The organism is Arthrobacter sp. NPDC080082 (assembly GCF_040686595.1).
In the GTDB taxonomy this organism is placed as follows: Bacteria; Actinomycetota; Actinomycetes; order Actinomycetales; family Micrococcaceae; genus Arthrobacter.
In genome coordinates this window covers 206,722-226,654 of the sequence record NZ_JBFBKQ010000002.1, presented here as the reverse complement: position 1 = coordinate 226,654, position 19,933 = coordinate 206,722, and the positions used below count along the sequence as shown (strand labels likewise).

20 protein-coding genes and 3 tRNA genes are annotated in these 19,933 nt (G+C 69.3%); 11 read left to right on the top strand and 12 right to left on the bottom strand.

The window, feature by feature from the left end; genetic code table 11:
• Nucleotides 1–23 precede the first annotated feature (23 nt).
• The 3 genes from AB0O44_RS05390 to AB0O44_RS05380 all read right to left on the bottom strand — a co-directional run bounded on the left by AB0O44_RS05390 (nucleotide 24) and on the right by AB0O44_RS05380 (nucleotide 2,409).
• Nucleotides 24–629 (bottom strand): ATP-dependent Clp protease proteolytic subunit, encoded by a 606-nt coding sequence (locus AB0O44_RS05390; protein ID WP_290257881.1) that lies wholly within the window; start codon nucleotides 627–629, stop codon nucleotides 24–26.
• 245 nt (nucleotides 630–874) lie between these two features.
• A complete protein-coding gene (tig, locus tag AB0O44_RS05385; RefSeq protein ID WP_290257607.1) occupies nucleotides 875–2,266 on the bottom strand; it encodes a trigger factor in 1,392 nt (463 codons plus the stop codon).
• Between the two features lie 68 nt (nucleotides 2,267–2,334).
• Nucleotides 2,335–2,409, bottom strand: a tRNA-Pro gene (locus AB0O44_RS05380).
• A 131-nt stretch (nucleotides 2,410–2,540) separates the two neighbouring features.
• Here AB0O44_RS05380 and AB0O44_RS05375 point away from each other — a divergent pair.
• A tRNA-Gly gene (locus AB0O44_RS05375) sits at nucleotides 2,541–2,611 on the top strand.
• Nucleotides 2,612–2,680: 69 nt separating this feature from the next.
• Here AB0O44_RS05375 and AB0O44_RS05370 read toward each other — a convergent pair.
• From AB0O44_RS05370 to AB0O44_RS05360, 3 genes are read right to left on the bottom strand one after another with little or no spacing between them, the layout of a single operon-like run.
• Nucleotides 2,681–3,610: a DNA-formamidopyrimidine glycosylase family protein gene (locus AB0O44_RS05370; RefSeq protein ID WP_364135165.1), complete on the bottom strand. Its 930-nt coding sequence runs from the start codon at nucleotides 3,608–3,610 to the stop codon at nucleotides 2,681–2,683.
• Complete coding sequence (locus AB0O44_RS05365) at nucleotides 3,610–4,116, bottom strand: ribose-5-phosphate isomerase (RefSeq protein WP_364135161.1); 507 nt, start codon at nucleotides 4,114–4,116, stop codon at nucleotides 3,610–3,612. The genes AB0O44_RS05370 and AB0O44_RS05365 overlap by 1 nt, the downstream gene beginning before the upstream one ends.
• Before the next feature lie 52 nt (nucleotides 4,117–4,168).
• On the bottom strand, nucleotides 4,169–5,170 hold the full coding sequence (locus AB0O44_RS05360; RefSeq protein ID WP_364135158.1) for a hypothetical protein: 1,002 nt from the start codon (nucleotides 5,168–5,170) through the stop codon (nucleotides 4,169–4,171).
• A 142-nt stretch (nucleotides 5,171–5,312) separates the two neighbouring features.
• Between AB0O44_RS05360 and pepN the strand changes: the two genes are divergently transcribed.
• Together pepN and AB0O44_RS05350 are read left to right on the top strand one after the other, a co-directional pair.
• A complete protein-coding gene (gene pepN / locus AB0O44_RS05355) occupies nucleotides 5,313–7,868 on the top strand; it encodes an aminopeptidase N (protein WP_364135155.1) in 2,556 nt (851 codons plus the stop codon).
• Between the two features lie 110 nt (nucleotides 7,869–7,978).
• Complete coding sequence (locus tag AB0O44_RS05350) at nucleotides 7,979–8,446, top strand: OsmC family protein (RefSeq protein ID WP_364135152.1); 468 nt, start codon at nucleotides 7,979–7,981, stop codon at nucleotides 8,444–8,446.
• A gap of 31 nt (nucleotides 8,447–8,477) precedes the next feature.
• Here the strand turns inward: AB0O44_RS05350 and AB0O44_RS05345 are convergent, their stop codons facing one another.
• Nucleotides 8,478–9,497 (bottom strand): NAD-dependent epimerase/dehydratase family protein, encoded by a 1,020-nt coding sequence (locus tag AB0O44_RS05345; protein WP_364135149.1) that lies wholly within the window; start codon nucleotides 9,495–9,497, stop codon nucleotides 8,478–8,480.
• An 88-nt stretch (nucleotides 9,498–9,585) separates the two neighbouring features.
• On the opposite strand from AB0O44_RS05345, the gene AB0O44_RS05340 reads away from it, so the two are divergent.
• The 4 genes from AB0O44_RS05340 to AB0O44_RS05325 all read left to right on the top strand — a co-directional run bounded on the left by AB0O44_RS05340 (nucleotide 9,586) and on the right by AB0O44_RS05325 (nucleotide 12,003).
• A complete protein-coding gene (locus AB0O44_RS05340; RefSeq protein ID WP_290257880.1) occupies nucleotides 9,586–10,251 on the top strand; it encodes a mechanosensitive ion channel domain-containing protein in 666 nt (221 codons plus the stop codon).
• Nucleotides 10,251–10,709 (top strand): globin, encoded by a 459-nt coding sequence (locus AB0O44_RS05335; protein WP_364135146.1) that lies wholly within the window; start codon nucleotides 10,251–10,253, stop codon nucleotides 10,707–10,709. The genes AB0O44_RS05340 and AB0O44_RS05335 overlap by 1 nt, the downstream gene beginning before the upstream one ends.
• A 141-nt stretch (nucleotides 10,710–10,850) precedes the next feature.
• Nucleotides 10,851–11,306 carry a GNAT family N-acetyltransferase gene (locus AB0O44_RS05330; RefSeq protein WP_364135143.1) on the top strand — a complete coding sequence of 152 codons (456 nt, stop codon included), beginning with the start codon at nucleotides 10,851–10,853 and terminating at the stop codon, nucleotides 11,304–11,306.
• A 70-nt stretch (nucleotides 11,307–11,376) separates the two neighbouring features.
• Nucleotides 11,377–12,003: a hypothetical protein gene (locus AB0O44_RS05325; RefSeq protein WP_364135140.1), complete on the top strand. Its 627-nt coding sequence runs from the start codon at nucleotides 11,377–11,379 to the stop codon at nucleotides 12,001–12,003.
• 19 nt (nucleotides 12,004–12,022) lie between these two features.
• Here AB0O44_RS05325 and AB0O44_RS05320 read toward each other — a convergent pair whose 3' ends face one another.
• Nucleotides 12,023–12,682 (bottom strand): hypothetical protein, encoded by a 660-nt coding sequence (locus tag AB0O44_RS05320; protein ID WP_364135137.1) that lies wholly within the window; start codon nucleotides 12,680–12,682, stop codon nucleotides 12,023–12,025.
• 63 nt (nucleotides 12,683–12,745) lie between these two features.
• On the opposite strand from AB0O44_RS05320, the gene tesB reads away from it, so the two are divergent.
• Complete coding sequence (tesB, locus tag AB0O44_RS05315; RefSeq protein ID WP_290257596.1) at nucleotides 12,746–13,666, top strand: acyl-CoA thioesterase II; 921 nt, start codon at nucleotides 12,746–12,748, stop codon at nucleotides 13,664–13,666.
• A gap of 84 nt (nucleotides 13,667–13,750) precedes the next feature.
• On the opposite strand, the gene ettA is transcribed toward tesB, so the two are convergent.
• The 3 genes from ettA to AB0O44_RS05300 all read right to left on the bottom strand — a co-directional run bounded on the left by ettA (nucleotide 13,751) and on the right by AB0O44_RS05300 (nucleotide 16,657).
• Nucleotides 13,751–15,433, bottom strand: a complete 1,683-nt coding sequence (gene ettA, locus AB0O44_RS05310) for an energy-dependent translational throttle protein EttA (RefSeq protein ID WP_290257595.1) — start codon at nucleotides 15,431–15,433, stop codon at nucleotides 13,751–13,753.
• A gap of 80 nt (nucleotides 15,434–15,513) precedes the next feature.
• Nucleotides 15,514–16,029 carry a hypothetical protein gene (locus AB0O44_RS05305; RefSeq protein ID WP_364135132.1) on the bottom strand — a complete coding sequence of 172 codons (516 nt, stop codon included), beginning with the start codon at nucleotides 16,027–16,029 and terminating at the stop codon, nucleotides 15,514–15,516.
• A 121-nt stretch (nucleotides 16,030–16,150) separates the two neighbouring features.
• Nucleotides 16,151–16,657 (bottom strand): single-stranded DNA-binding protein, encoded by a 507-nt coding sequence (locus AB0O44_RS05300; RefSeq protein WP_364135129.1) that lies wholly within the window; start codon nucleotides 16,655–16,657, stop codon nucleotides 16,151–16,153.
• A gap of 158 nt (nucleotides 16,658–16,815) precedes the next feature.
• Between AB0O44_RS05300 and AB0O44_RS05295 the strand changes: the two genes are divergently transcribed.
• The 3 genes from AB0O44_RS05295 to AB0O44_RS05285 all read left to right on the top strand — a co-directional run bounded on the left by AB0O44_RS05295 (nucleotide 16,816) and on the right by AB0O44_RS05285 (nucleotide 18,336).
• Nucleotides 16,816–16,888 (top strand) — tRNA-Arg (locus AB0O44_RS05295).
• 182 nt (nucleotides 16,889–17,070) lie between these two features.
• Nucleotides 17,071–17,544, top strand: coding sequence for a lipopolysaccharide assembly protein LapA domain-containing protein (locus AB0O44_RS05290; RefSeq protein WP_364135126.1), 474 nt, complete (start codon nucleotides 17,071–17,073; stop codon nucleotides 17,542–17,544).
• Nucleotides 17,545–17,613: 69 nt separating this feature from the next.
• Nucleotides 17,614–18,336, top strand: a complete 723-nt coding sequence (locus AB0O44_RS05285) for a DNA alkylation repair protein (RefSeq protein WP_364135123.1) — start codon at nucleotides 17,614–17,616, stop codon at nucleotides 18,334–18,336.
• Here AB0O44_RS05285 and mptB read toward each other — a convergent pair.
• Nucleotides 18,329–19,906 (bottom strand): polyprenol phosphomannose-dependent alpha 1,6 mannosyltransferase MptB, encoded by a 1,578-nt coding sequence (gene mptB, locus AB0O44_RS05280; protein ID WP_364135120.1) that lies wholly within the window; start codon nucleotides 19,904–19,906, stop codon nucleotides 18,329–18,331. The two genes, AB0O44_RS05285 and mptB, sit on opposite strands and share 8 nt — an antisense overlap.
• Nucleotides 19,907–19,933 lie beyond the last annotated feature (27 nt).

Sequence of the window (19,933 nt, the reverse complement as noted above, 5' to 3'; positions counted from 1 at the left end):
AGTCGGTTCTGTCTGCGTGCCGGTTACTTGCCGCTGTCGGCGTTGGTTCCGCCGCCGCCGGCCACGGACCCGGCGTGGGCCGCGATCTTGTCGAAGAAGCCGTATTCGAGGGCCTCGGTCGCCGTGAACCACTTGTCACGGTCGTTGTCCTTGAGGATGGTCTCCACGGTCTGGCCGGTCTGTTCGGCCGTCAGTTCGGCCATGACCTTCTTCATGTGCAGGATCAGCTCGGCCTGGATCTTGATGTCCGAGGCGGTGCCGCCGATGCCGCCGGAGGGCTGGTGCATCAGGATGCGGGCGTTCGGGGTGGCGTAGCGCTTGCCCTTGGTGCCGGAGCTGAGCAGGAACTGGCCCATCGAGGCGGCGAGGCCCGTGGCCACGGTGACGACGTCGTTCGGGATGAACTGCATGGTGTCGTAGATGGCCATGCCGGCAGTGACGGAGCCGCCGGGAGAGTTGATGTAAAGGTAGATGTCCTTTTCGGGGTTCTCCGCCGAGAGGAGGAGCAGCTGGGAGCAGATCGCGTTGGCGTTCTCGTCGCGGACCTCGGAGCCGAGCCAGATGATGCGCTCTTTCAGCAGGCGGTTGTAAATGTAGTTATCCTGGGCCGCGGGATCGACGGTAGCCATCCGGGGTGCCCCTGCTTGCTGTGACATGTGTACTTACCTCTCGCTGGCGACGGTGGTGCCGTGGGGTGGCTCCACTGAACTTTCCTACATGGACACTAACCGTTTTCCCTGCCGCATTGTGCCGGCGTGGCGGGCTGTTCGCTGACGGCGCACGATTGGGCCGCCGGGTTCGTCTGCGACTTAAAAAGCCGCACCCCCGGATCGGTGATCCGGGGGTGCGGGCACTGCTCAGGGTGCCGGGCGGGCTAGAACTTCACTGCCGCCGGGTCGTCGTTCTTGGGAGCCTCGGCGGCTTCCTCGGAGGACGCTTCCTCGGCCGGAGCTTCCTCGAAGGAGGACTCTTCGCCGCCGGGGCGGACGAACTCGCTCAGGTCAACCTTGTTGCCCTCGGAGTCGGTGACCTCGGCCTGGCCCAGCACGACGGCCAGGGCCTTGCGGCGGCGGACCTCGGAGACCATCATCGGGACCTGGCCGCTCTGATCGATGATCTGGGCGAACTGGTTCGGGTCCATGCCGTACTGGCTGGCGGTGGTGACGATGTAGTCGATCAGCTCGTTTTGAGTGACGTTGACTTCTTCCTTTTCGGCGATGGCGTCAAGGATGATCTCGTTCTGGAAGGCGCGCTCGGTGTTGGCCTTGACCTCGGCGCGGTGCTCCTCGGTGTCGTGCTCGCCTTCACCGTGGTTGTTCTCGGCGCTGAAGTGCTGCTCGAGCTGCTCTTCGACGACGGACTCGGGAACCGGGACCTCGATCATTTCGACGAGCTTGTCCAGGACCTTGTCGCGGGCTTCGACGCCCTGCTCGACGGTCTTGGAGTCGGCGGCCTGCTTGGCGAGGTCCTCGCGGAGCTCGGCAAGGGTGTCGAACTCGGAGGCCAGCTGGGCGAAATCGTCGTTGGCCTCGGGGAGCTCGCGCTCCTTGACGGCCTTCACGACAACCTTGACCTGGGCGGCTTCGCCGGCGTGGTCGCCGCCCACCAGGGTGGTGTCGAAGATGGCATCCTCGTCGGCGCTGAGGCCGGTGACGGCCTCGTCCAGGCCCTCGAGCATGGTGCCGGCGCCAACCTGGTAGGACAGGCCTGAGGCGGAATCAACCTCGGAGCCCTCGATGCTGGCGGTGATGTCGATGGTCAGGAAGTCGCCGTCGGCGGCCGGGCGGTCAACGCTCTTCAGCGTGCCGAAGCGGCCGCGCAGCTCGTCAAGGGCCTTGTCGACGTCGGCCTCGGAGGACTCGGCGGCGGCAACCTCGACCTTGATGCCGGCGTAGTCCGGCAGCTCGATCTCGGGACGGATGTCAACCTCGGCGTGGAACTTCAGCTCGCCGTCGGTGGCGGACGGGTCCGGCACCTCGGTGATCTCGACCTCGGGACGGCTCAGCGGGCGGATGCCGGTCTCCTGGACGGCGGCCTGGTACCAGCCGTTGAGGCCCTCGTTGATGGCGGTTTCCAGGACGTAGCCGCGGCCGACGCGCTGGTCGATCAGCTTGGAAGGGACCTTGCCCTTGCGGAAGCCGGGTACCTGAATCTGGGAAGCAACGCTCTTGTACGCCTCGGCGATGCTGGGCTGCAGTTCCTCAAACGGGACCTCAACATTGAGCTTGACCCGCGTAGGGGTGAGGTTCTCGACGGCGCTCTTCACAGTCTAAGTACTCCTGGTTTTGGGGGATTGTGGGTCTGCAACGCCGATGACCGGCAGTTGCTGCAGAGTCGGGGTGACAGGATTTGAACCTGCGACTTCCTGCTCCCAAAGCAGGCGCTCTAGCCAAGCTGAGCTACACCCCGTAAGTGCACAGAACAGTCTAAGGTCATCGTGTGGCCATTTGCACATTTGACACTGCGGGGCTGCATTGGGTTTAGTTGTATCCGGCTTGAACAGCCGACCGGAAGTTATGCTGGATTTCCAGCATAGTCCCGGGGACGTAGCTTAATGGTAAAGCCTCAGTCTTCCAAACTGATTACGCGGGTTCGATTCCCGTCGTCCCCTCTCCAAAAACACACGAGGGCCCCTCCAGCGGAGGGGCCCCTGGTGTGTGTGCGGGCCTTGCAATCGGTCTTAGCCTTGCTGGCAAACCGTGCACCAGTACAGCTTGCGGGCCGCGTGTTCCACCAGGGAGACGGGGGTGCCGCAGACCCGGCAGTCCTGGCCCTGCCGCCGATAGACGAAGTGCGCCTCCTCCGGGGCGGGAAGGGCCGCTGCCTCTCCGTCGGAGGACTCTCCCCCGGCGCTCCAGTACCGGGGTCCGGTGGTGATGATCCGGCCGTCGCGCACGCCGTCGGCCATGATGGCGGCCGTGTCGTCCCAGAGCAGCCCGGCGTCCCCGGCCGGGAGGCCGGTTCCGGGCAGCCAGGGGTCCAGGCGCTGCCGGAACAGCAGCTCGGCGCGGTAGACGTTCCCGACGCCGGCAATCACCTTCTGGTCCATGAGCAGGGTGGCCAGCGGGGTCTTCCGCCGGCCCAGCGTGGCGACAAAGGCCTCCCTGTCCCCCGGCAGGTTCCGCAGCGGATCCGGGCCCAGCCGGGCCATCACGGCCTCGGTTTCCGCCTCGGTGAGGGTCTCGCAGGTGGTCGCCCCGCGCAGGTCCGCCCAACCGTGGCTGCCGGCGAGCCGGACGCGGACGGCGCCCACCGGAGCGGGCGGCCCGGCGTAGGCGGAGTCGTCATTCACCGCATCGGTGCCGGCGTCGCGGTCCTCCCGCTCCCCGACCCTGCGCGGCGCGCCGATGCTGGAGGCGCCCCGGAAGGTGCTGTCGCCGCCGAAGTTCCAGGCGCCATAGAGGCCCAGGTGGACGTGCAGGGACAGCCCGTGCTCGAAGCGGAGGAACAGGTGCTTGCCGTGCGCCGTCGAGCCGGTGAGGACGTGCCCGTCCAGCAGGGCGGCGCCGCCGGCGAAGCGTCCCTGCGGGCTGGAGACGGCCAGCCGCTCGCCCGCGAAGACGTCCGTGAACTGCCGGGCGAGCCGGTGAATGGAGTGGCCCTCGGGCACTACTCGACGACCTCGCCGGTGGCCTCGTAGGTAGCGATCTTGCCGATGCGGCGGACGTGGCGCTCGTCGTGGCTGAACGGCTCGGCCAGGAACGCCTCGATGATCCCGGTGGCCTCCTCGACGCTGTGCTGCCGGCCGCCGACGGCGACGACGTTGGCGTCGTTGTGCTCGCGGGCCAGCTTCGCGGTGGGCAGGCTCCACGCCAGGGCCGCGCGGACACCCTTGACCTTGTTGGCGGCGATCTGCTCGCCGTTGCCGGACCCGCCCAGGACAATCCCCAGGGCGTGGACGCCGGCCTCCTGGTCCGCCACGACGGCCAGGGCGGCGTTGATGCAGAAGGACGGGTAGTCATCGAGCGCGTCGTAGACCTTCGGTCCGTGATCCACCACCTCGTAGCCCTTGGCGCTGAGGTGCTCCACCAGGTGGGCGCTGAGCTCCATGCCGGCGTGGTCGGTGGCGATGTGGACGCGCGGGAGGTCCTGGGCGGTGGTCACGGTCGGATCCATTCTGTGGTCGCCGGAGGGCATCCGGCGTGGTGATCGGGGTGGCTCCAGCCTACTAGGGACGGGGCGGCGCGCCGTCGCCGCGGGCCCGGGAAGCCACGCGGGTCAGGGTCTGCGCGACGTTGTCCGCCGAGGCGGGGCCGCCGGCACTGACCGTCACGGTGCCGCCGTCCAGGCGCCGCACCACGACGGCGGGCCCGTTGGCCACCAGCATGCTGGAGTCCCGGCCGTGGCGGCGGAAGCCCCAGCCGCCACGCTCCGCCGCGCGCACCAGCTCCGGGGCGGCCGACCCGATCTCGGCGGCGGGGATCGTCAGCACGGGCAGCAGTCCGGCGGCGAGGACCCTGAGCCCGGCCCGGTCCACCCTGACCCGGGCGAAGAGGAAGAGGGTCGCCACGAGCGCCGCGGCCGCCAGGACGGCCGCGAGCCAGGGCAGGGCCAGGCTGAGCAGCGCCGCCGGGAACAGCGTGGAGATCCCGAGCATCACGAAGATCGAGCTGCGGGCGTGGACCCAGAGGCGGACGTCGTCCCTGGCCAGGTCCGGGTCGCGAAGGTGTTCGAGCGCCGCGCGGGCGGCGCGTTCGTCGTCGACGGACCAGCGCTCGTCGGCCTTGAACACGAAGCCCATCACCACGCCCAGGCCCAGGGCGGCGCCGCTGCCCATCGCCAGGATGGTGACGTCAACGTGCGAGGCGCGGGCGTCGGACAGACCGATCTGCCCGACCAGGACCGCGGCCAGCACGGCGGTGACGAACAGGCTAAGGCCCAGCCCGGCGCCCATCATGATCCGGCGCATCACGGCCGGCCGGGTCAACGGGGCGGCCTGGAGCAGCACCGCCCAGCCCGTCAGGACTATCAGGGCGGCGCCCACGCCCACCACGGCGGCGAAGGGGGCGAAGTTTTCGGCACCGTCCGCGGACCACCGGACGGCCAGCGGCTCGGGCAGCCGGGACCGGATCAGGAGCGCGCACACCGTGAAGGCGGAGGCCAGCACCAGGGGAAAGCCGATAGCGAAGCGCACGGCCCTGGTGTCGACGGAGTCCCGGAAGGTTCCCATGCCGTCAACGCTACCCCCGTCCGCGCCGCCGGCGGCCGGGCTGTGACGGGGGCAACTTGCCAAGGCCGCAAGGCGTGAAAGAATAACTTCACGCCTATCCCCATCTCCCGTTCCCGCATTCCTGGAGGCCCCCTTGCCCGGTATGAACCTCACACGCGCCGAAGCCCGCGAGCGCGCCGCCCTGATCGCCGTCGACTCCTACGACGTGACCCTGGACCTGACCCGGGGCGACACCGTCTTCGGCTCCACCACCCGCGTGCGCTTCACCGCGGCGCCGGGATCCGCCACGTTCATCGACGCGGTCACCCGGACCGTGCACAGCGTGACCCTCAACGGCCGCGAACTGGACCCGGCCGAGGTCTCGGACGGCATCCGCATCCAGCTCCCTGACCTGGCCGCGGAGAACGAACTAGTGGTGGTCGCGGACGCCCCCTACATGAACACCGGCGAGGGCCTGCACCGCTTCGTGGACCCGGTCGACGGGGAGGTCTACCTCTACACGCAGTTCGAGGTCCCCGACTCCCGCCGCATGTTCGCCGTCTTCGAACAGCCGGACCTCAAGGCCACGTTCACCTTCACAGTCACCGCGCCGTCGCACTGGGACGTGGTGTCCAACTCCCCCACCCCGGCACCGTCCGAGACCAGCCCTGGCGAGGACGGCGGCGCGCGCTCGGTCTGGGCCTTCGCGCCGACCCCGCGCCTGTCCTCCTATGTCACCGCGCTGATTGCCGGCCCGTACCAGAGCGTCCGCAGCGAGGTGGTCTCCGCCACCGGCAAGATCACCCCGCTGGGCGTCTTCGCCCGCAAGTCCCTCATGCAGTACCTGGACGCGGACAACATCTTCGAACTGACCCGCCAGGGCTTCGAGTTCTTCGAGGCGCAGTTCGGCTGCCCCTACCCGTTCGAGAAGTACGACCAGCTCTTCGTGCCGGAGTTCAACGCCGGCGCTATGGAGAACGCCGGGGCGGTGACCATCCTGGAGGGCTACGTCTTCCGCAGCAAGGTCACCGGGGCCCAGGTGGAGCGGCGCGCTATCACCGTCCTGCACGAACTGGCCCACATGTGGTTCGGCGATCTGGTGACGATGCGCTGGTGGAATGACCTCTGGCTGAATGAGTCCTTCGCCGAATACATGTCCCACCTCGCCGCCGTCGAAAACACCAAGTTCGACGCCGCGTGGACCACCTTCGCCTCGGTGGAGAAATCCTGGGCCTACCGCCAGGACCAGCTGCCCACCACTCACCCGATCTTCGCGGAGATCAACGACCTGCAGGACGTCGAGGTCAACTTCGACGGCATCACATACGCCAAGGGCGCCTCGGTGTTGCGGCAGCTGGTGGCCTGGGTGGGTCCGGAGGAGTTCATGGCCGGCGTCCGCGAGTACTTCCGCAAGCACTCGTGGAAGAACACCGAGCTGGCGGACCTGATGGTGGAGCTGGAGCAGGCCAGCGGCCGCGACCTGGACCAGTGGGGCAAGCTCTGGCTGGAGACCGCCGGCGTGAACACCCTGAAGCCGGAGCTGTCCGTCGGCGAGGATGGGACCATCACCTCCTTCGCGATCCTGCAGTCCGCCACCGAGGCGCAGCCGACCATCCGCCCGCACCGGCTGGCCGTGGGCTTCTACAACCTCGACGGCGCCGGCAAGCTGGAGCGCGTGCACCGCGAGGAGCTCGACGTCGACGGCGCACGCACCGAGGTCCCGGCCCTGGCCGGCCTGGCGCGGCCGGACCTGATCCTGCTCAACGACGACGACCTGGCCTACGCGAAGGTCCGACTTGATCCGCAGTCGTGGGCCACGGCCACGGCGCACCTGAAGGACTTCGGCCGCAGCCTGCCGCGGACCCTGGTCTGGGGCTCGGCCTGGGACGCGGCGCGCGACGGCGAGACCCCGGCCCGCGGCTACGTGGAGCTGATCCTGGCCAACATCGCGGAGGAGACGGACTCGTCGGTGATCCTGGTGCAGCTGCGCCAGCTGGCCACCACGCTGAACTTCTACGTCGCCGCCGAGCACAAGGACGCCACGGCGGCCACCGCCGCGGACCGGCTCTGGGACCTCGCCTCCCGCGTGGACGCCGGTTCCGACGCCCAGCTGCAGTTCGTGAAGTCCTACGCTCTGCTGGCCCGCACGGGCGCGCAGTTCGACACGGTCGCCGGGCTCCTGGACGGCTCCCGCGAGCTGCCGGGCCTCACCGTGGACCAGGACCTGCGCTGGGAACTGATCACCTCCCTCGTGGTGGGCGGCCGGGCCGGCAAGGCGGAGATCGACGCCGAGCTCGAGCACGACAACACCGCCACCGGCCAGAACGCGGCCGCGCAGGCCACGGCCGCAATCCCCACCCCGGAGGCCAAGGCCGCCGCGTGGGAGTCGATCGTGGTCACGGGCGAGCTGTCCAACGCGCTGCAGGGGTCCGCCGTTGCCGGCTTCACCCGGGTGCTGGACACCGCCCTGCTCGAGCCCTACGCGGAGAAGTACTTCGAGGCCGTTCCCGGGATCGTCCGGGAACGCACCCACGCCCTGGCCCAGCAGATCGTCGTCGGGCTCTACCCGGCGCAGCTGACCACCCAGGCCACCGTGGACCGCACGGACGAGTTCCTCGCCGCCCTGCCGGCGGACAGCGCCGCGCTGCGCCGGATGATGCTGGAGAACCGCGACGGCGTGGCCCGCGCCCTGCGCGCCCGCGCCGCGGACGTCGGCTAGGCAGGAAGCCCCCACCCCGCCCAACTAGCTCGCAGCTAAGGCCGTTTTGGACGCTCAAAACGGCCCCTGCTGCCAGTCAGTTGGGCGGGGACGTGTCCTAGACTGGCGGCATGAGCCTGGACGAGCACAACTACGCCCTGACGGTCACCTGGACGGGCAACCTCGGCGAGGGGACGTCCGGCTACCGGGCCTACAGCCGGGACCACGACATCGAGATTCCCGGCCTGCCGGTCCTCAAGGGCTCGGCGGACCCGACGTTCCGCGGCGACCCCGGCCGGTACAACCCCGAGCAACTGCTCCTGGCCGCGCTAAGCCAGTGCCACATGCTCTCTTTCCTGCACGTGGCGGTGAAGCATGGCGTGGTGGTCACCGGCTACCGGGACCGGGCCGAGGGGCTGATGCGGACCAACCGGGACGGCAGCGGCCAGTTCGAGTCGGTCACGCTGCGTCCGGTGGTGGCCACGAAGGAACCGGTGGCCCCGGAAACCTTGGCGGAGATGCACCACGAGGCCAACTCACTCTGCTTCATCGCCCGCAGCGTCAACTTCCCGGTCCGGCACGAGGCGTCCTCCGGCTGACGGTTCGGCGCCTCCCAGCCTCGGGCGGCGATTAGCCTGCGGCGCCAACCGGGTCCGTCGCGTCCCGCCATTCCCCCAGCAGCCGGCGCTCGGTGTCCGGATTGAGTCCGGCCTTGCGTTCCCGGTCCAGCCCCCGGCGCCGCTCGTCGTCGAGACTGTCCGCCAGCGTCCGGGTCCACGGCCGCAACCGGAGTCCGGCCGCAACCGCCGCGGCGTTGCTGCGGGTGGTGAATCCCTCGTGGCCCGGCGGCAGCCACAGCGGCAGTGAGTCCGGACCCGCCCAATAGTTCACCCCGCGCGCGGCGAGCCAGTCGGGCGGCGCGGCCACGATCTCCGCGGCTCCCCCGTCGAGACGCCGTGATTCATCGAGGTATTCGGCGAACGGCACGGGATCGCCGACCGCGTTCAGCGGCCCGGTAACGCCCCGCTCCGCCGCGGTCAGCACCCAGGCGGCCAGGTCCCGGACGTCGATGATCTGGGTCAATGCTGCCGGGGTGTCCGGGACGAGGACGGGTCCCGGGTGTCGGGCGAAGCGGGCCGGCCAGTACCCGTAACGGTCCGATTCGTCCCCGGGCCCGCCGATCAGGCCCGGCCGGCACAGGTGCGCCTTGTCCCCGGCCAGTTCCAGGGTCAGGTGTTCAATCGCGGACTTCGCGGCACCGTAGTTCTCCATGGTCGCCGGCGTCCCGGCGGGCAGCGGCGGCAGCACGACGGCGTCCTCCGCCGTGCCGGGGACCGAGGGGTCCGCGTAGACCGAACAGCTGGAGACGAAGGTCCAGTGCCGTGCGCGGCCGGCGAGCGCCACGAGGGCATCCTCCGCCTGCCCGCGGTCGCGGGCCACGTCGACGACGGCGTCCCACTCCCCCGCCTGGACGGCCCCGGCGTAGGCAGCCGGACCCTGCGAGCGGTCCGCCTTGAGCCAGCTGGCACCCTCCGGCGGCGCGGTCCGGGATCCACGGGCCAGGCACATGACGTCGTGGCCGGCGGCTACTGCCTGCCGGGCGATTTCGGCAGAGAGGAAGGCGGTGCCACCGAGGACGAGGATGCGCATGGGGCCACGCTACGGCGCTAGTCTGGACAGTGAACAGAGTCTTATGCGGCCGGCGAACGCGGGCGTGCCGAAGGAGCAGTACCACTTGATCTTGAGCTTGACCACCCCCGAACCCCTGACACCGCTCGATGTCTCCGCAATCAACGTGCCCGGAGCCCTGATCAGCATCGGGGTGGGCGTCCTCGTCTGGCTGGTGGCGTCCTTCGTGATTTCCGGGATCACCAAGCGCGTCGCCGCGGGCAGCACCTTCTTCAAGAAGCCGCGGTTCCGCTGGGTTGCCCCCGCCCTGCGCGCGCTGGACCACCAGCGCCGGGAGCAGCGGGCCCGCACCATCGGCGCGCTGCTGACCAGTGTGGTGAGCGTCCTCGTCGTCGTGATCACCGCGATGTACGTGCTGCAGTATCTTGACGTCAATATCGCGCCGCTGCTGACCAGCGTCGGCATCCTGGGTGTCGCGATCGGCTTCGGCGCCCAGCAGCTCATCCGCGACTTCCTGGCCGGGATCTTCATCACCATCGAGGACCAGTACGGCATCGGCGACGTCATCGAAACCTCCGAGGTGGTGGGCACGGTGGAGTCGATGGGCCTGCGCATCACCCGGGTCCGCGCCGACGACGGCACCATCTGGTACCTGCGCAACGGCGAGATCCTCCGTGTGGGCAACCGCTCCCAGGGCACCTACACCCCGCCCGCCGACGAGGCCGACCAGGCCGGTGCCGCCGAGGCAGCACCCCAGCAGAAAGCCGGAGAGTAATGACCATCCCCCTCGGCGGAGATCCCCGCCAGCCCCGGCAGCTGATGCAGAACGACCCCTTCAGCAAGCCCGGCTACACCGACAACTTCTACGACGCTGTCGGCGGGCACGAGACGTTCGTCAAGCTCATCGACGTGTTCTACGACGGCGTCGCCACCGACCCGCTGCTGCGGCCCATGTACCCGGAGGAGGACCTCGCGCCGGCGAAGCGCCGCTTCCTCATGTTCCTGGAGCAGTACTGGGGAGGTCCCACCACCTACGGCGAGGAACGCGGCCACCCCCGGCTCCGGATGCGGCACCAGCCGTTCCGCGTGACCCCGGAGGCCAAGGACGCCTGGCTCCGGCACATGCGCACCGCCGTCGATGCCCTGGAGCTCCCGCCGCTCTACGAGGGAACCCTGTGGGACTACATGGAGCGGGCCGCCCTCTCCATGGTCAACAGCCCGTCCGGAGCCTAGGCGGGTTGCGCCGCTTGCCGGCCGGCACACAGAGAAAGACCCCGGAGGCACTTGGGGGGATGCCTCCGGGGTCTTTCTGAAATTTATAATACCCACCCGGGTATGACCGCGCAAGGGGTCCCCTCCGCCTAGGCTGGAGCCATGATCACCATTCGCGAAACGGTCGACGGCGACCTGCCCGCCCTCGCCGCGCTGCGGGCCACCTGGACGGCCGAACAGGCACCCGCCGCCGACGGCACGACCGTAGACCCGGAAGAGTTCGTCGCCGTGCTCAAGCGGTGGCTGGAGGCCAATCCGCGGACCTTCTTCCTCGCCGAGCACAACGGCGTTCCCGTGGGCATGCTGAACCTCATGGTGTTCGAACGCATGCCCAAGCCAGGCAAGGACATCTCACGCTGGGTGTACCTGGGGAACGTCTATGTGCTTCCGGACCGCAGGAACGCCGGCATCGGGGCGCAGCTGGTGGAGGCCGCCCTGACCTATTCGCGGGAGATCAACGCGGTCCGGATGCTCCTCTCTCCGTCGTCGGAGTCTCGAAGCTTTTACGCGCGGCTCGGTTTCGTGCCGGCGTCGGAACTGAACGTGCTGACCTTCTGAGCTGCGTCCCCACCCGTACCGGGCCCGCTTACGAGCACTTCCCGGCGCCCCCGGGTCTAGGCTGGCGGTCATGGCGATCATTCATCAGGCAACGTTGACCCCCTCCAAGATGGAACTCCTCGAGCGCTGGCTCCCCGGCCGGTCCTGGTTCCCGGACACCGGGTCCGCCCCGGAGAAGGCCGGGCACTTCCGCTTCGACGACCCGGAGGGGGAGGTGGGTCTCGAGACCATCCTGGTGCATTCCGGCGGCGCCGTGTTCCAGGTGCCGCTCAGCTACCGGGGCGCTCCCCTGCCCGGCGCCGACGATCACCTTGTCGGCACCATGGAACACTCCGTCCTGGGCAGCCGCTGGGTCTACGACGCGTGCGCGGACCCGACCTACGTCCGTGCCCTGGCCGCTGCCATCCTGGCCGGCACGCCGCAGGCACAGCATGTCCTGCAGGTCGACGGCGGGCAAAAGGTTCTCCCCGAATCGGTCACCGTGCACGGCACGGGAACCGCGGGTACATCGGTTCCGGAGGTCGGCGACATCACGGCCAGCGACGCCGCGGAGGGGACCGTGATCCGCGCCGGTGCGCTGGAAATTTTGGTCTACCGGCGGCTCGACCCCGCTGTCCCGCCGGCAGCCCGCGCCCTGGTCGGCACCTGGGAGGGTCAGGACACTCCGGTAGCCCTCGCCGCCGTCACGGAAGGATAGGGCTTCGTCGCGGGGGCCGCTAGAGGCCGGACCCTGCGCGGACCAGCACGTGGCCGCGGGGGCTGCTGAGCCGGAACCACGTGTCGGCGCGGAAGACGGACTGCTCCCCCTCGGCCAGGAACCCCAGGGTCAGCGCCGCGAAGGCCGCCCCCGCGGGCAACCAGTGCGCCGCCGGCAGCGGCCGGCCCCAGACGGTGGCGCGGGCGTTGTTGACGATCAGGGCACCGGGTTTGTCCGGGATGATGCCGGCGATCTCCCTGATCCCCTCCTCAGCCGCCCGCCGCAGTTCTGCGTCGGGGACGGTGCCTGCCGGTTCCCAGCCGCCGCGGGGTGCTCCGACGCCGGCCCAGGATTCCCGCAGGGTCATCGGCGGGACGGGAAGGTCGACGTCGTCGGGCCCCGAGCGGGCCAGGCGGTCCAGCACCGCCGCGAGGGGCACGGTCACGTCCAGCCGGGCGGGCGCGGCCAGAGCCATCGTGCGCAGGCCCAGGATAGTCGGCGTTCCCTCGCCCAAGAGCCGCGGCCGTAGGAGGCAGACGTAGGCGGCCAGGACGGTGCCGTCGGCGCTGAGGCGGATGCCGCCGTCGTCCACCGCCTTGGCCCTGGTGGCGAAGGTGCGCAGGTCGGCAAGGTCGCGGGGATCGGAGAACTGCAGGGACTCGGTGAGGACATCAGACACATTCCCGACTTTACCGGCTGAGCCTCTTTGGAGCCCGGCCAAGCCGCCGTCTAAAGTCAAACCATGACTGAAGCCGAAGCCGCAGTGCAGGCCGCACCCCCGGAGGACCCGACCACCTCGCTCATCCAGCTCCTGGACCTGGGCGAACTTCAGGGCGCCCGGACGGACGAGGACATTTTCCTGGGCCCGTCGCAAAAGCAGCCCCGGCAGCGGGTGTTCGGCGGCCAGGTGCTGGCGCAGTCGCTGGTGGCTGGCAGCCGGACGGTTCCCGAGGGCCGGGGCGTGCACTCGATGCACGGGTATTTCCTGCGGCCGGGCGACGCGAACCAGCCGATCACTTTCGGCGTCCAGCGGCTCCGCGACGGGCGCTCCTTCTCGGCCCGCCGGGTCCACGCATACCAGGACGGCAAGCCGATCCTGTCGATGATCGCCTCTTTCCAGGACGAGGATGAGGGCATCGAGCACCAGACGCAGATGCCGGAGGGAATCCCGGACCCGGAGTCGCTGCCGAGCACGGCCGACCTGCTGGGCAAGTTCGACCACCCGGTGGCCCGGCACTGGGCCTATGAGCGGCCCTTCGACATCCGCCACGTGGACCCTGCCCTGTATGTCTCGGCCGAGGGGCCCAAGGAGGCCCGCAACGCCGTGTGGATGCGGACCTTTGGACCGATGCCGGACGATCCCGGCCTGCACCGCGCCGCGCTGGCCTACGCCAGCGACTACACCCTCCTGGAGTCGGTCCTGCGGCGGCACGGCTTGAGCTGGATTACGCCGGGGATGTCCGTGGCGAGCCTGGACCACGCCATGTGGTGGCACCGGCCCGTGCGGGTGGACGAATGGCTGCTGTACGTGCAGGAATCCCCCAGCGCCCAGGGCGCCCGGGGCCTGGCGACCGGGAAGATCTTCAGCCGCGACGGCCGGCACGTCGCCACCGTGGCGCAGGAGGGCATGATCCGGGTGCCCACGGAACCGGCGCCCCGGTAACGGCGAACGCCTTTAACGCATAAGCCCGGCGCACCCCCTCTCGGGGGCGCGCCGGGCTTTTGCGTTGGCGGGCCGGCCGCGGAACTAGTCGCGGGTCAGGCGGCGGTGGGTGACCCGGTGCGGCTTGGCCGCGTCGGGGCCGAGGCGCTCCACCTTGTTCTCCTCGTAGGATTCGAAGTTGCCCTCGAACCAGTACCACTTGGAGGGGTTCTCCTCGTCACCTTCGTAGGCGAGGATGTGGGTGGCCACCCGGTCGAGGAACCAGCGGTCGTGCGAGACGACGACGGCGCAGCCGGGGAATTCCAGCAGGGCGTTCTCGAGGCTGCTGAGGGTTTCGACGTCGAGGTCGTTGGTCGGTTCGTCGAGGAGCAGCAGGTTTCCGCCCTGCTTGAGGGTCAGCGCGAGGTTCAGTCGGTTGCGCTCACCGCCGGAGAGGACGCCGGCCTTCTTCTGCTGATCCGGGCCCTTGAAGCCGAAGGCGGCGACGTAGGCGCGGGACGGCATTTCGACCTGGCCGACCTGGATGAAGTCGAGTCCGTCGGAGACAACCTCCCACAGGGTCTTGTTCGGGTCGATACCGCCGCGGCTCTGGTCCGCGTAGGAGATCTTCACCGAGTCGCCGACCTTCAGTTCGCCGCCGTCGAGCGGCTCCAGGCCGACGATGGTCTTGAACAGGGTGGTCTTGCCGACGCCGTTGGGGCCGATGACGCCCACGATGCCGTTGCGCGGCAGCGAGAACGACAGGCCGTCGATCAGCATCCGGTCCTCGAAGCCCTTCTGCAGGTTCTTCGCCTCCAGGACCAGTCCGCCCAGTCGCGGTCCCGGCGGGATCTGGATCTCTTCGAAGTCGAGCTTGCGGGTCCGGTCTGCCTCGGCAGCCATTTCCTCATAGCGGGCCAGACGGGCCTTGGACTTGGTCTGGCGGCCCTTGGCGTTGGAGCGCACCCACTCGAGTTCCTCGGCGAGGCGCTTGGCCTGCTTGGCGTCCTTCTTGCCCTGGATTTCCAGGCGGGCACGCTTCTTCTCGAGGTAGGTCGAGTAGTTGCCCTCGTAGGGGTAGAGGTGGCCGCGGTCCACTTCGGCGATCCATTCGGCCACGTGGTCCAGGAAGTACCGGTCGTGGGTGACGGCCAGGACGGCGCCGGGGTACGAGGAGAGGTGCTGTTCGAGCCAGAGCACGCTCTCGGCGTCGAGGTGGTTGGTGGGCTCGTCGAGGAGCAGCAGGTCGGGCTTCTGCAGCAGGAGCTTGCAGAGGGCGACGCGGCGACGCTCACCACCTGAGAGCACGGTGACGTCGGCGTCGGCCGGCGGGCAGCGCAGCGCGTCCATGGCCTGCTCCAGCTGGGAGTCGAGGTCCCAGGCGTCGGCGGCGTCGATCGCTTCCTGAAGCTGGCCCATCTCTTCAAGCAGGGCGTCGTAGTCGGCGTCCGGATTGGCCATCTCTTCGGAGATCTCGTTGAAGCGCTGGATCTTGCCGTAGATCTCGCCCACGCCCTCCTGGACGTTGCCGAGGACGGTCTTTTCCTCGTTCAGCGGCGGCTCCTGCAGCAGGATGCCGACGGTGTAGCCGGGGCTCAGCCGGGCCTCGCCGTTCGAGGGAGTGTCCAGGCCGGCCATGATCTTGAGGATGGTGGACTTACCGGCGCCGTTCGGGCCGACAACACCGATCTTGGCACCGGGGAAGAAGGACATACTCACGTCGTCGAGGATGAGTTTTTCGCCAACGGCCTTACGGGCCTTGGTCATTGTGTAGATAAATTCCGCCATACTCTCAAATCTAGTGGTTCGGCGCTGATAACTCACATTCCGAGGCGACAGGTTCCGTGCTGCCCATACCGGGAGACCGGTCAGGCGGCCGGGCCCGCGAGGCAGCGGCCGTCGGCGAGGGCCGGCAGGACGGTGGCGGTGACGGACCGCCCCCGGATCTGGGCGACGACGCAGTCCCCGCCCTGCCGGACGGACGCTTCCACAGCGTCGGCGTCCAGGCCCGTGGGGGTCCGGCTGGCGGTGACCTCGATGGCCCCGGGAGCGTAACCGGCCCGGACCAGGGCCGCCCGCACGCTGTCCGTCCCCGGCACCGACTCAGCGGCGAGGCCGGCGAGCGCGTCGCGCACTTTGGCCGCATCCTCGGGTTGCGTGGCCGCCGAGCCGCCCGCCACCGAAGGAGCCGTGGGCGTGGGCGCGGAGGGGGCGGCGGGCGTGGCCGTCGCGGTCGCGGTCCCGACGGCGGTGGATGCTTCCGGCGCGGGGGCGACCGTATCGCCCGACCCGGAGCATCCGGCGAGGGCCATTGCCACTACGATGCCGGCCAGGGTGGCGGACGTCGGGAACAGGGCGCGGGGAAGGAGTCTGGGCCGGGTCACCCGGCCATTCTGCCACCGGCACCGGTCCGGACATCGCCGTCACCGCCTCCACCGCTCTTGTCCGAGCCCCTCTGGTCGGCGGTGCCGGCAGCCTGCTGGCACTGGCCGGGAAACGAGGCCCTCAGGCGGCGTCCTCCTTCACCTCTCCGGTTTCCTCGTCGAAGTCGGGCAACTCCTCCGCGGCGTCGGCTCCGCCGTCGCCGGCGCTCCCCTGCCCGGCGGCTCCCGGAGTCCCGCCCTGGTCCGCCCCGTCCGACTGCTGCTGCTGCCCGCCGGTATTGCGGGTGAAGTTGGCGGCGCCCCACGACAGGTCGTGACCGATGGCGTCGGCATCGATGTCCACGGCGTGGTGGATGCGGCCCTCCGACTCCCAGGTGCGGATCTTGAGCCTGCCGGCAACGATGACGGGCTGCCCTTTCCGGATACTGCAGGCCATGTTGCCGGCCAGCTGGCGGTAGCCCTGCACGGTGAACCAGTTGGTGGTCCCGTCCACCCAGGCGTTGGCCGCCCGGTCGAAGCGCCGTCCGGTGGAACCTAGCCGGAAGGACGCGGTGGCGACGCCGCCGGGCGTCGTCGAACTCTTGATCTCCGTGGCGACGAAGCCCCGAATGGTGATGCTGTCATTCATTGGTATGTCCTGTCTCATGGGAAGGCTGGCTGGTCCTTCCCACTCTGCAACCGGGGTCCGGCGCACGGCAGTCCGTACCGGGGCTATGTGGAAAACGGGCCGCGGTGGCACGGTAAACTTCTTGAGGCGTGCCGGCTCCGGCCGATGGGCACGCGAGTGCCCCAGTAGCTCAGGGGATAGAGCAGCGGCCTTCTAATCCGCCGGTCGGGGGTTCGATTCCCTCCTGGGGCGCCTGCATGGCCCCGGTCACGGACTATCCGTGACCGGGGCCCTTCCGTTTAAGCTCCCGCCGCTTCCCGGGCCCCCTGCCTCAGCTTCCGGAGCGCCGTCTCCCGCCTAAGCCATAAGCAGGCTTAGTATTGAGTCCAGAGATGGAGGCAGGGCCCCGGCCCATAACCGAAAGTAAGGCAGCCATGACGCAGACACCCCGCGGATTCGACTCCTACGACCAGGCCGACACCCCGGCGGCACCGGAGCACGCAACCACCGGACTCCCCCGGGAGGACGCCCCGGCGGCCACGTCCTCCCCCGCCCGGACGCCCGCGGAGGTTCCCACGCCGGAACCTGCCCCCGCCACCACGGCAGCACCCGCGCCCACGCACGAGCCCCGCCAGGTGACCCGCGCCGGGATGGTGTGGACCGTCGTCGCCGTCGCCCTTGTGGTGCTGATCCTGCTGATCGTCTTCATCCTGCAGAACCAGGACTACGTCCAGGTCAAGTACTTCGGACTGGCGGGAGCCGTCCCGCTGGGGGTGGCGCTGTTCATCGCCGCCGTCGGCGGCGGGGTGCTGGTAGCCATCGCCGGGGCCGCCCGCATCATCCAGCTCCGGCTGACCGCGCACCGCCAGCGCACCCGTCTGGCCGGCAAGGGCACCCGCGACCGCTAGGCCGGAGGAAACGCCAAGCCGGAGGAACGGCAGGAGCGCAGACCGGCCGGACTGCCCTACAGTTGCCGCATGTCCGAAGGCCTCGTCACCACCATCCGCACTGCCCTGCACGTCGCGGCGGATCCGGTTCGCGGGGCGGCGGCCCAGCGGTATCTGAAGTCGGAGATGCCATCCCTGGGCGTCCGGGTCCCGGAGGTCCGGGCCATCGTCAGGAATGCCGCCCGGCGGTTGCCGCCGCAGTCGCTGTCTGAACTCACCGCCGCCGTCACCGGGCTGTGGCGCGAGGCACGCTGGCGGGAGGAACGGCTCGCGGCCATCGAACTCACCGGCTTGCGGCTGGCCCGGGACGAGCTCGCCATGCTTCCCCTGTACGAGGAGATCATCCGCGACGGTGCCTGGTGGGACTTGGTCGATTCCCTGGCGCACCGCCTGGGCGGTCTGCTGCTGGCCCACCCCGGAACGATGGCGTCGGTGCTGCGCCGGTGGAGCCAGGACCCGGACCTCTGGATCCGCCGTGCTTCCATCACCGCCCAGCTGGGAGCCAAGGGCGCCACGGACCGGGCGTTGCTGGCGGACGTGATCACGGCCAACCTCGGCGACCGTGAATTCTTCATCCGTAAGGCCATCGGCTGGGCCTTGCGGGACTTCTCCACGACGGATCCGGACTGGGTCCGGGGCTTCGTCGACCGCGCCGGGGACGGGTTGAGCCCGCTCTCCCGCCGCGAGGCGTTAAGGAAGCTGGGACCAGCCGCACCCTTGGAGGAGGGGCCGCAGGTGACCCGCCTCAGATGACGGGCCGGCTGGTGACCGGTTCGTCCGGCTTGCTGAACAGCTGCTTGGTCTTGGGGTCCAGGAAGATCAGGTACAGCGCAAACAGCAGGGCGATGATCGCGGCGGCGTTGCGGGCCAGGGCCAGCGCCAGGCCCAGGTCCTGGCTCTGCAGGTACGGGAAGACCTCCAGCTGGTCGGAGATCGCGTAGACCATGAAGAACGAGACCATGAAGTACAGGGCCTTGACCTGCCAGTCGTCGCGGATACCGGTGACGGCGAAGAGCGGGATCAGCCACACCACGTACCAGGACTGGATCATCGGGGCGAGGAACACGACGGCGGCGAAGGCCAGGGTCAGGCGGCGCATCAGCCGGTCGTAGTCGCCGCGGAAAATCTGCCAGGCCACGATCCCCAGCGCCAGGACCTTACCGGCGTCGTACACGTACTTGGCCAGGCCCCAGCCGTCGAGGCCGAAGGCGTTGGAAATGGAGGCGACGATCAGCCCGACCAGGCCCACCGGGGCGTACCAGATCCAGATGCTGCCGGGGGCGGACAGGCCGTTGATCCAGCCGAAGCCGAAGCCGTTGACGGCGCTCATGGCGTAGAGCAGGCCCACGCTGATCCCGGCGGTCAGGGCCCAGAACACGAACTTCCGCGGCCACCCGGCGTTCTTGCCGGCCCACAGCAGCCCGATGAAGGGCAGGAAGACGATCGTGATCGGCTTGACCGCAATCGAGAGCGTCACCAGGACCAGACCCACCAGCACCCGCTTGGTGGCGCAGTAGTAGAGGCCGGCGAGGGCCAGGCCGATCATCAGCGCGTCGTTGTGGACGCTGGCGATGAAGTTGGTCAGGAACAGCGGGTTGGCGGCGGTCAGCCACAGGGCGCGGTGCGGGTTGACCCCGTGCAGTTCCGCGAGCTTCGGGACATAGATGATGCAGAGCACGATCCCCACGAGTGCGGCCAGCCGGAACAGCATGATGCTGGCCTCCGGCTGGACGTTGGTGGACCACACGACGAACTGCTCAATCCAGAGGAATAGCTGGCCGTAGGGCACCGGCGCCTCGGTCCACATCTTGTCCGCGCCGAGCTGGAAGTAGTTGGAGAGCGCGGAGATGCCGTTCTCGTAGGGGTTGAAGCCCTCGACCATCAGCCGGCCCTGGCCGATGTAGGCATAGACGTCGCGGCTGAAGAGCGGCACGGAGAACATCATCGGCAGGCCCCACGCGACGACGGCGGTCATGGTCGCCTTCCGCGCACCGGCGCCCCAGTGCCGGACCCGCTGGCCCAGCCGCAGCCACGCCCGCACCAGCAGCATCCCGCCGACCGCCAGCAGCACGATGCACATGCCGACGCCCACGGCCTCGGTGCGCATCCAGATGAAGAGCGGCAGCCGGCGCAGTTCGGAGACCGGCGCCAGCCAGCCGACGCCGAGGGAACCGACGAACATGAACAGCGAGCCCAGGAATCCGGAGAGGATGGGTGAGCGTGCGTTGTCCACGTCGGCCGGGGCCGCCGCTGACGGTGCCCCGGAGGATGTCCGGGACGTACCGGCAGCCGTCTTCCCCGCCGCAGGTACAGGCGCCGTCATCTCAGGGGTGTCCAATCTGTCGAGTGC

Bases quoted from the DNA above. Each gene is read 5' to 3' on its own strand.
- AB0O44_RS05390 (WP_290257881.1), bottom strand. From the start codon at position 629: ATGGCTACCGTCGATCCCGCGGCCCAGGATAACTACATTTACAACCGC.
- AB0O44_RS05365 (WP_364135161.1), bottom strand. From the start codon at position 4,116: ATGGATCCGACCGTGACCACCGCCCAGGACCTCCCGCGCGTCCACATC.
- AB0O44_RS05360 (WP_364135158.1), bottom strand. From the start codon at position 5,170: ATGGGAACCTTCCGGGACTCCGTCGACACCAGGGCCGTGCGCTTCGCT.
- pepN (WP_364135155.1), top strand. From the start codon at position 5,313: ATGAACCTCACACGCGCCGAAGCCCGCGAGCGCGCCGCCCTGATCGCC.
- AB0O44_RS05350 (WP_364135152.1), top strand. From the start codon at position 7,979: ATGAGCCTGGACGAGCACAACTACGCCCTGACGGTCACCTGGACGGGC.
- AB0O44_RS05345 (WP_364135149.1), bottom strand. From the start codon at position 9,497: ATGCGCATCCTCGTCCTCGGTGGCACCGCCTTCCTCTCTGCCGAAATC.
- AB0O44_RS05335 (WP_364135146.1), top strand. From the start codon at position 10,251: ATGACCATCCCCCTCGGCGGAGATCCCCGCCAGCCCCGGCAGCTGATG.
- AB0O44_RS05330 (WP_364135143.1), top strand. From the start codon at position 10,851: ATGATCACCATTCGCGAAACGGTCGACGGCGACCTGCCCGCCCTCGCC.
- AB0O44_RS05325 (WP_364135140.1), top strand. From the start codon at position 11,377: ATGGCGATCATTCATCAGGCAACGTTGACCCCCTCCAAGATGGAACTC.
- tesB (WP_290257596.1), top strand. From the start codon at position 12,746: ATGACTGAAGCCGAAGCCGCAGTGCAGGCCGCACCCCCGGAGGACCCG.
- ettA (WP_290257595.1), bottom strand. From the start codon at position 15,433: ATGGCGGAATTTATCTACACAATGACCAAGGCCCGTAAGGCCGTTGGC.
- AB0O44_RS05300 (WP_364135129.1), bottom strand. From the start codon at position 16,657: ATGAATGACAGCATCACCATTCGGGGCTTCGTCGCCACGGAGATCAAG.
- AB0O44_RS05290 (WP_364135126.1), top strand. From the start codon at position 17,071: ATGACGCAGACACCCCGCGGATTCGACTCCTACGACCAGGCCGACACC.
- AB0O44_RS05285 (WP_364135123.1), top strand. From the start codon at position 17,614: ATGTCCGAAGGCCTCGTCACCACCATCCGCACTGCCCTGCACGTCGCG.
- mptB (WP_364135120.1), bottom strand. From the start codon at position 19,906: ATGACGGCGCCTGTACCTGCGGCGGGGAAGACGGCTGCCGGTACGTCC.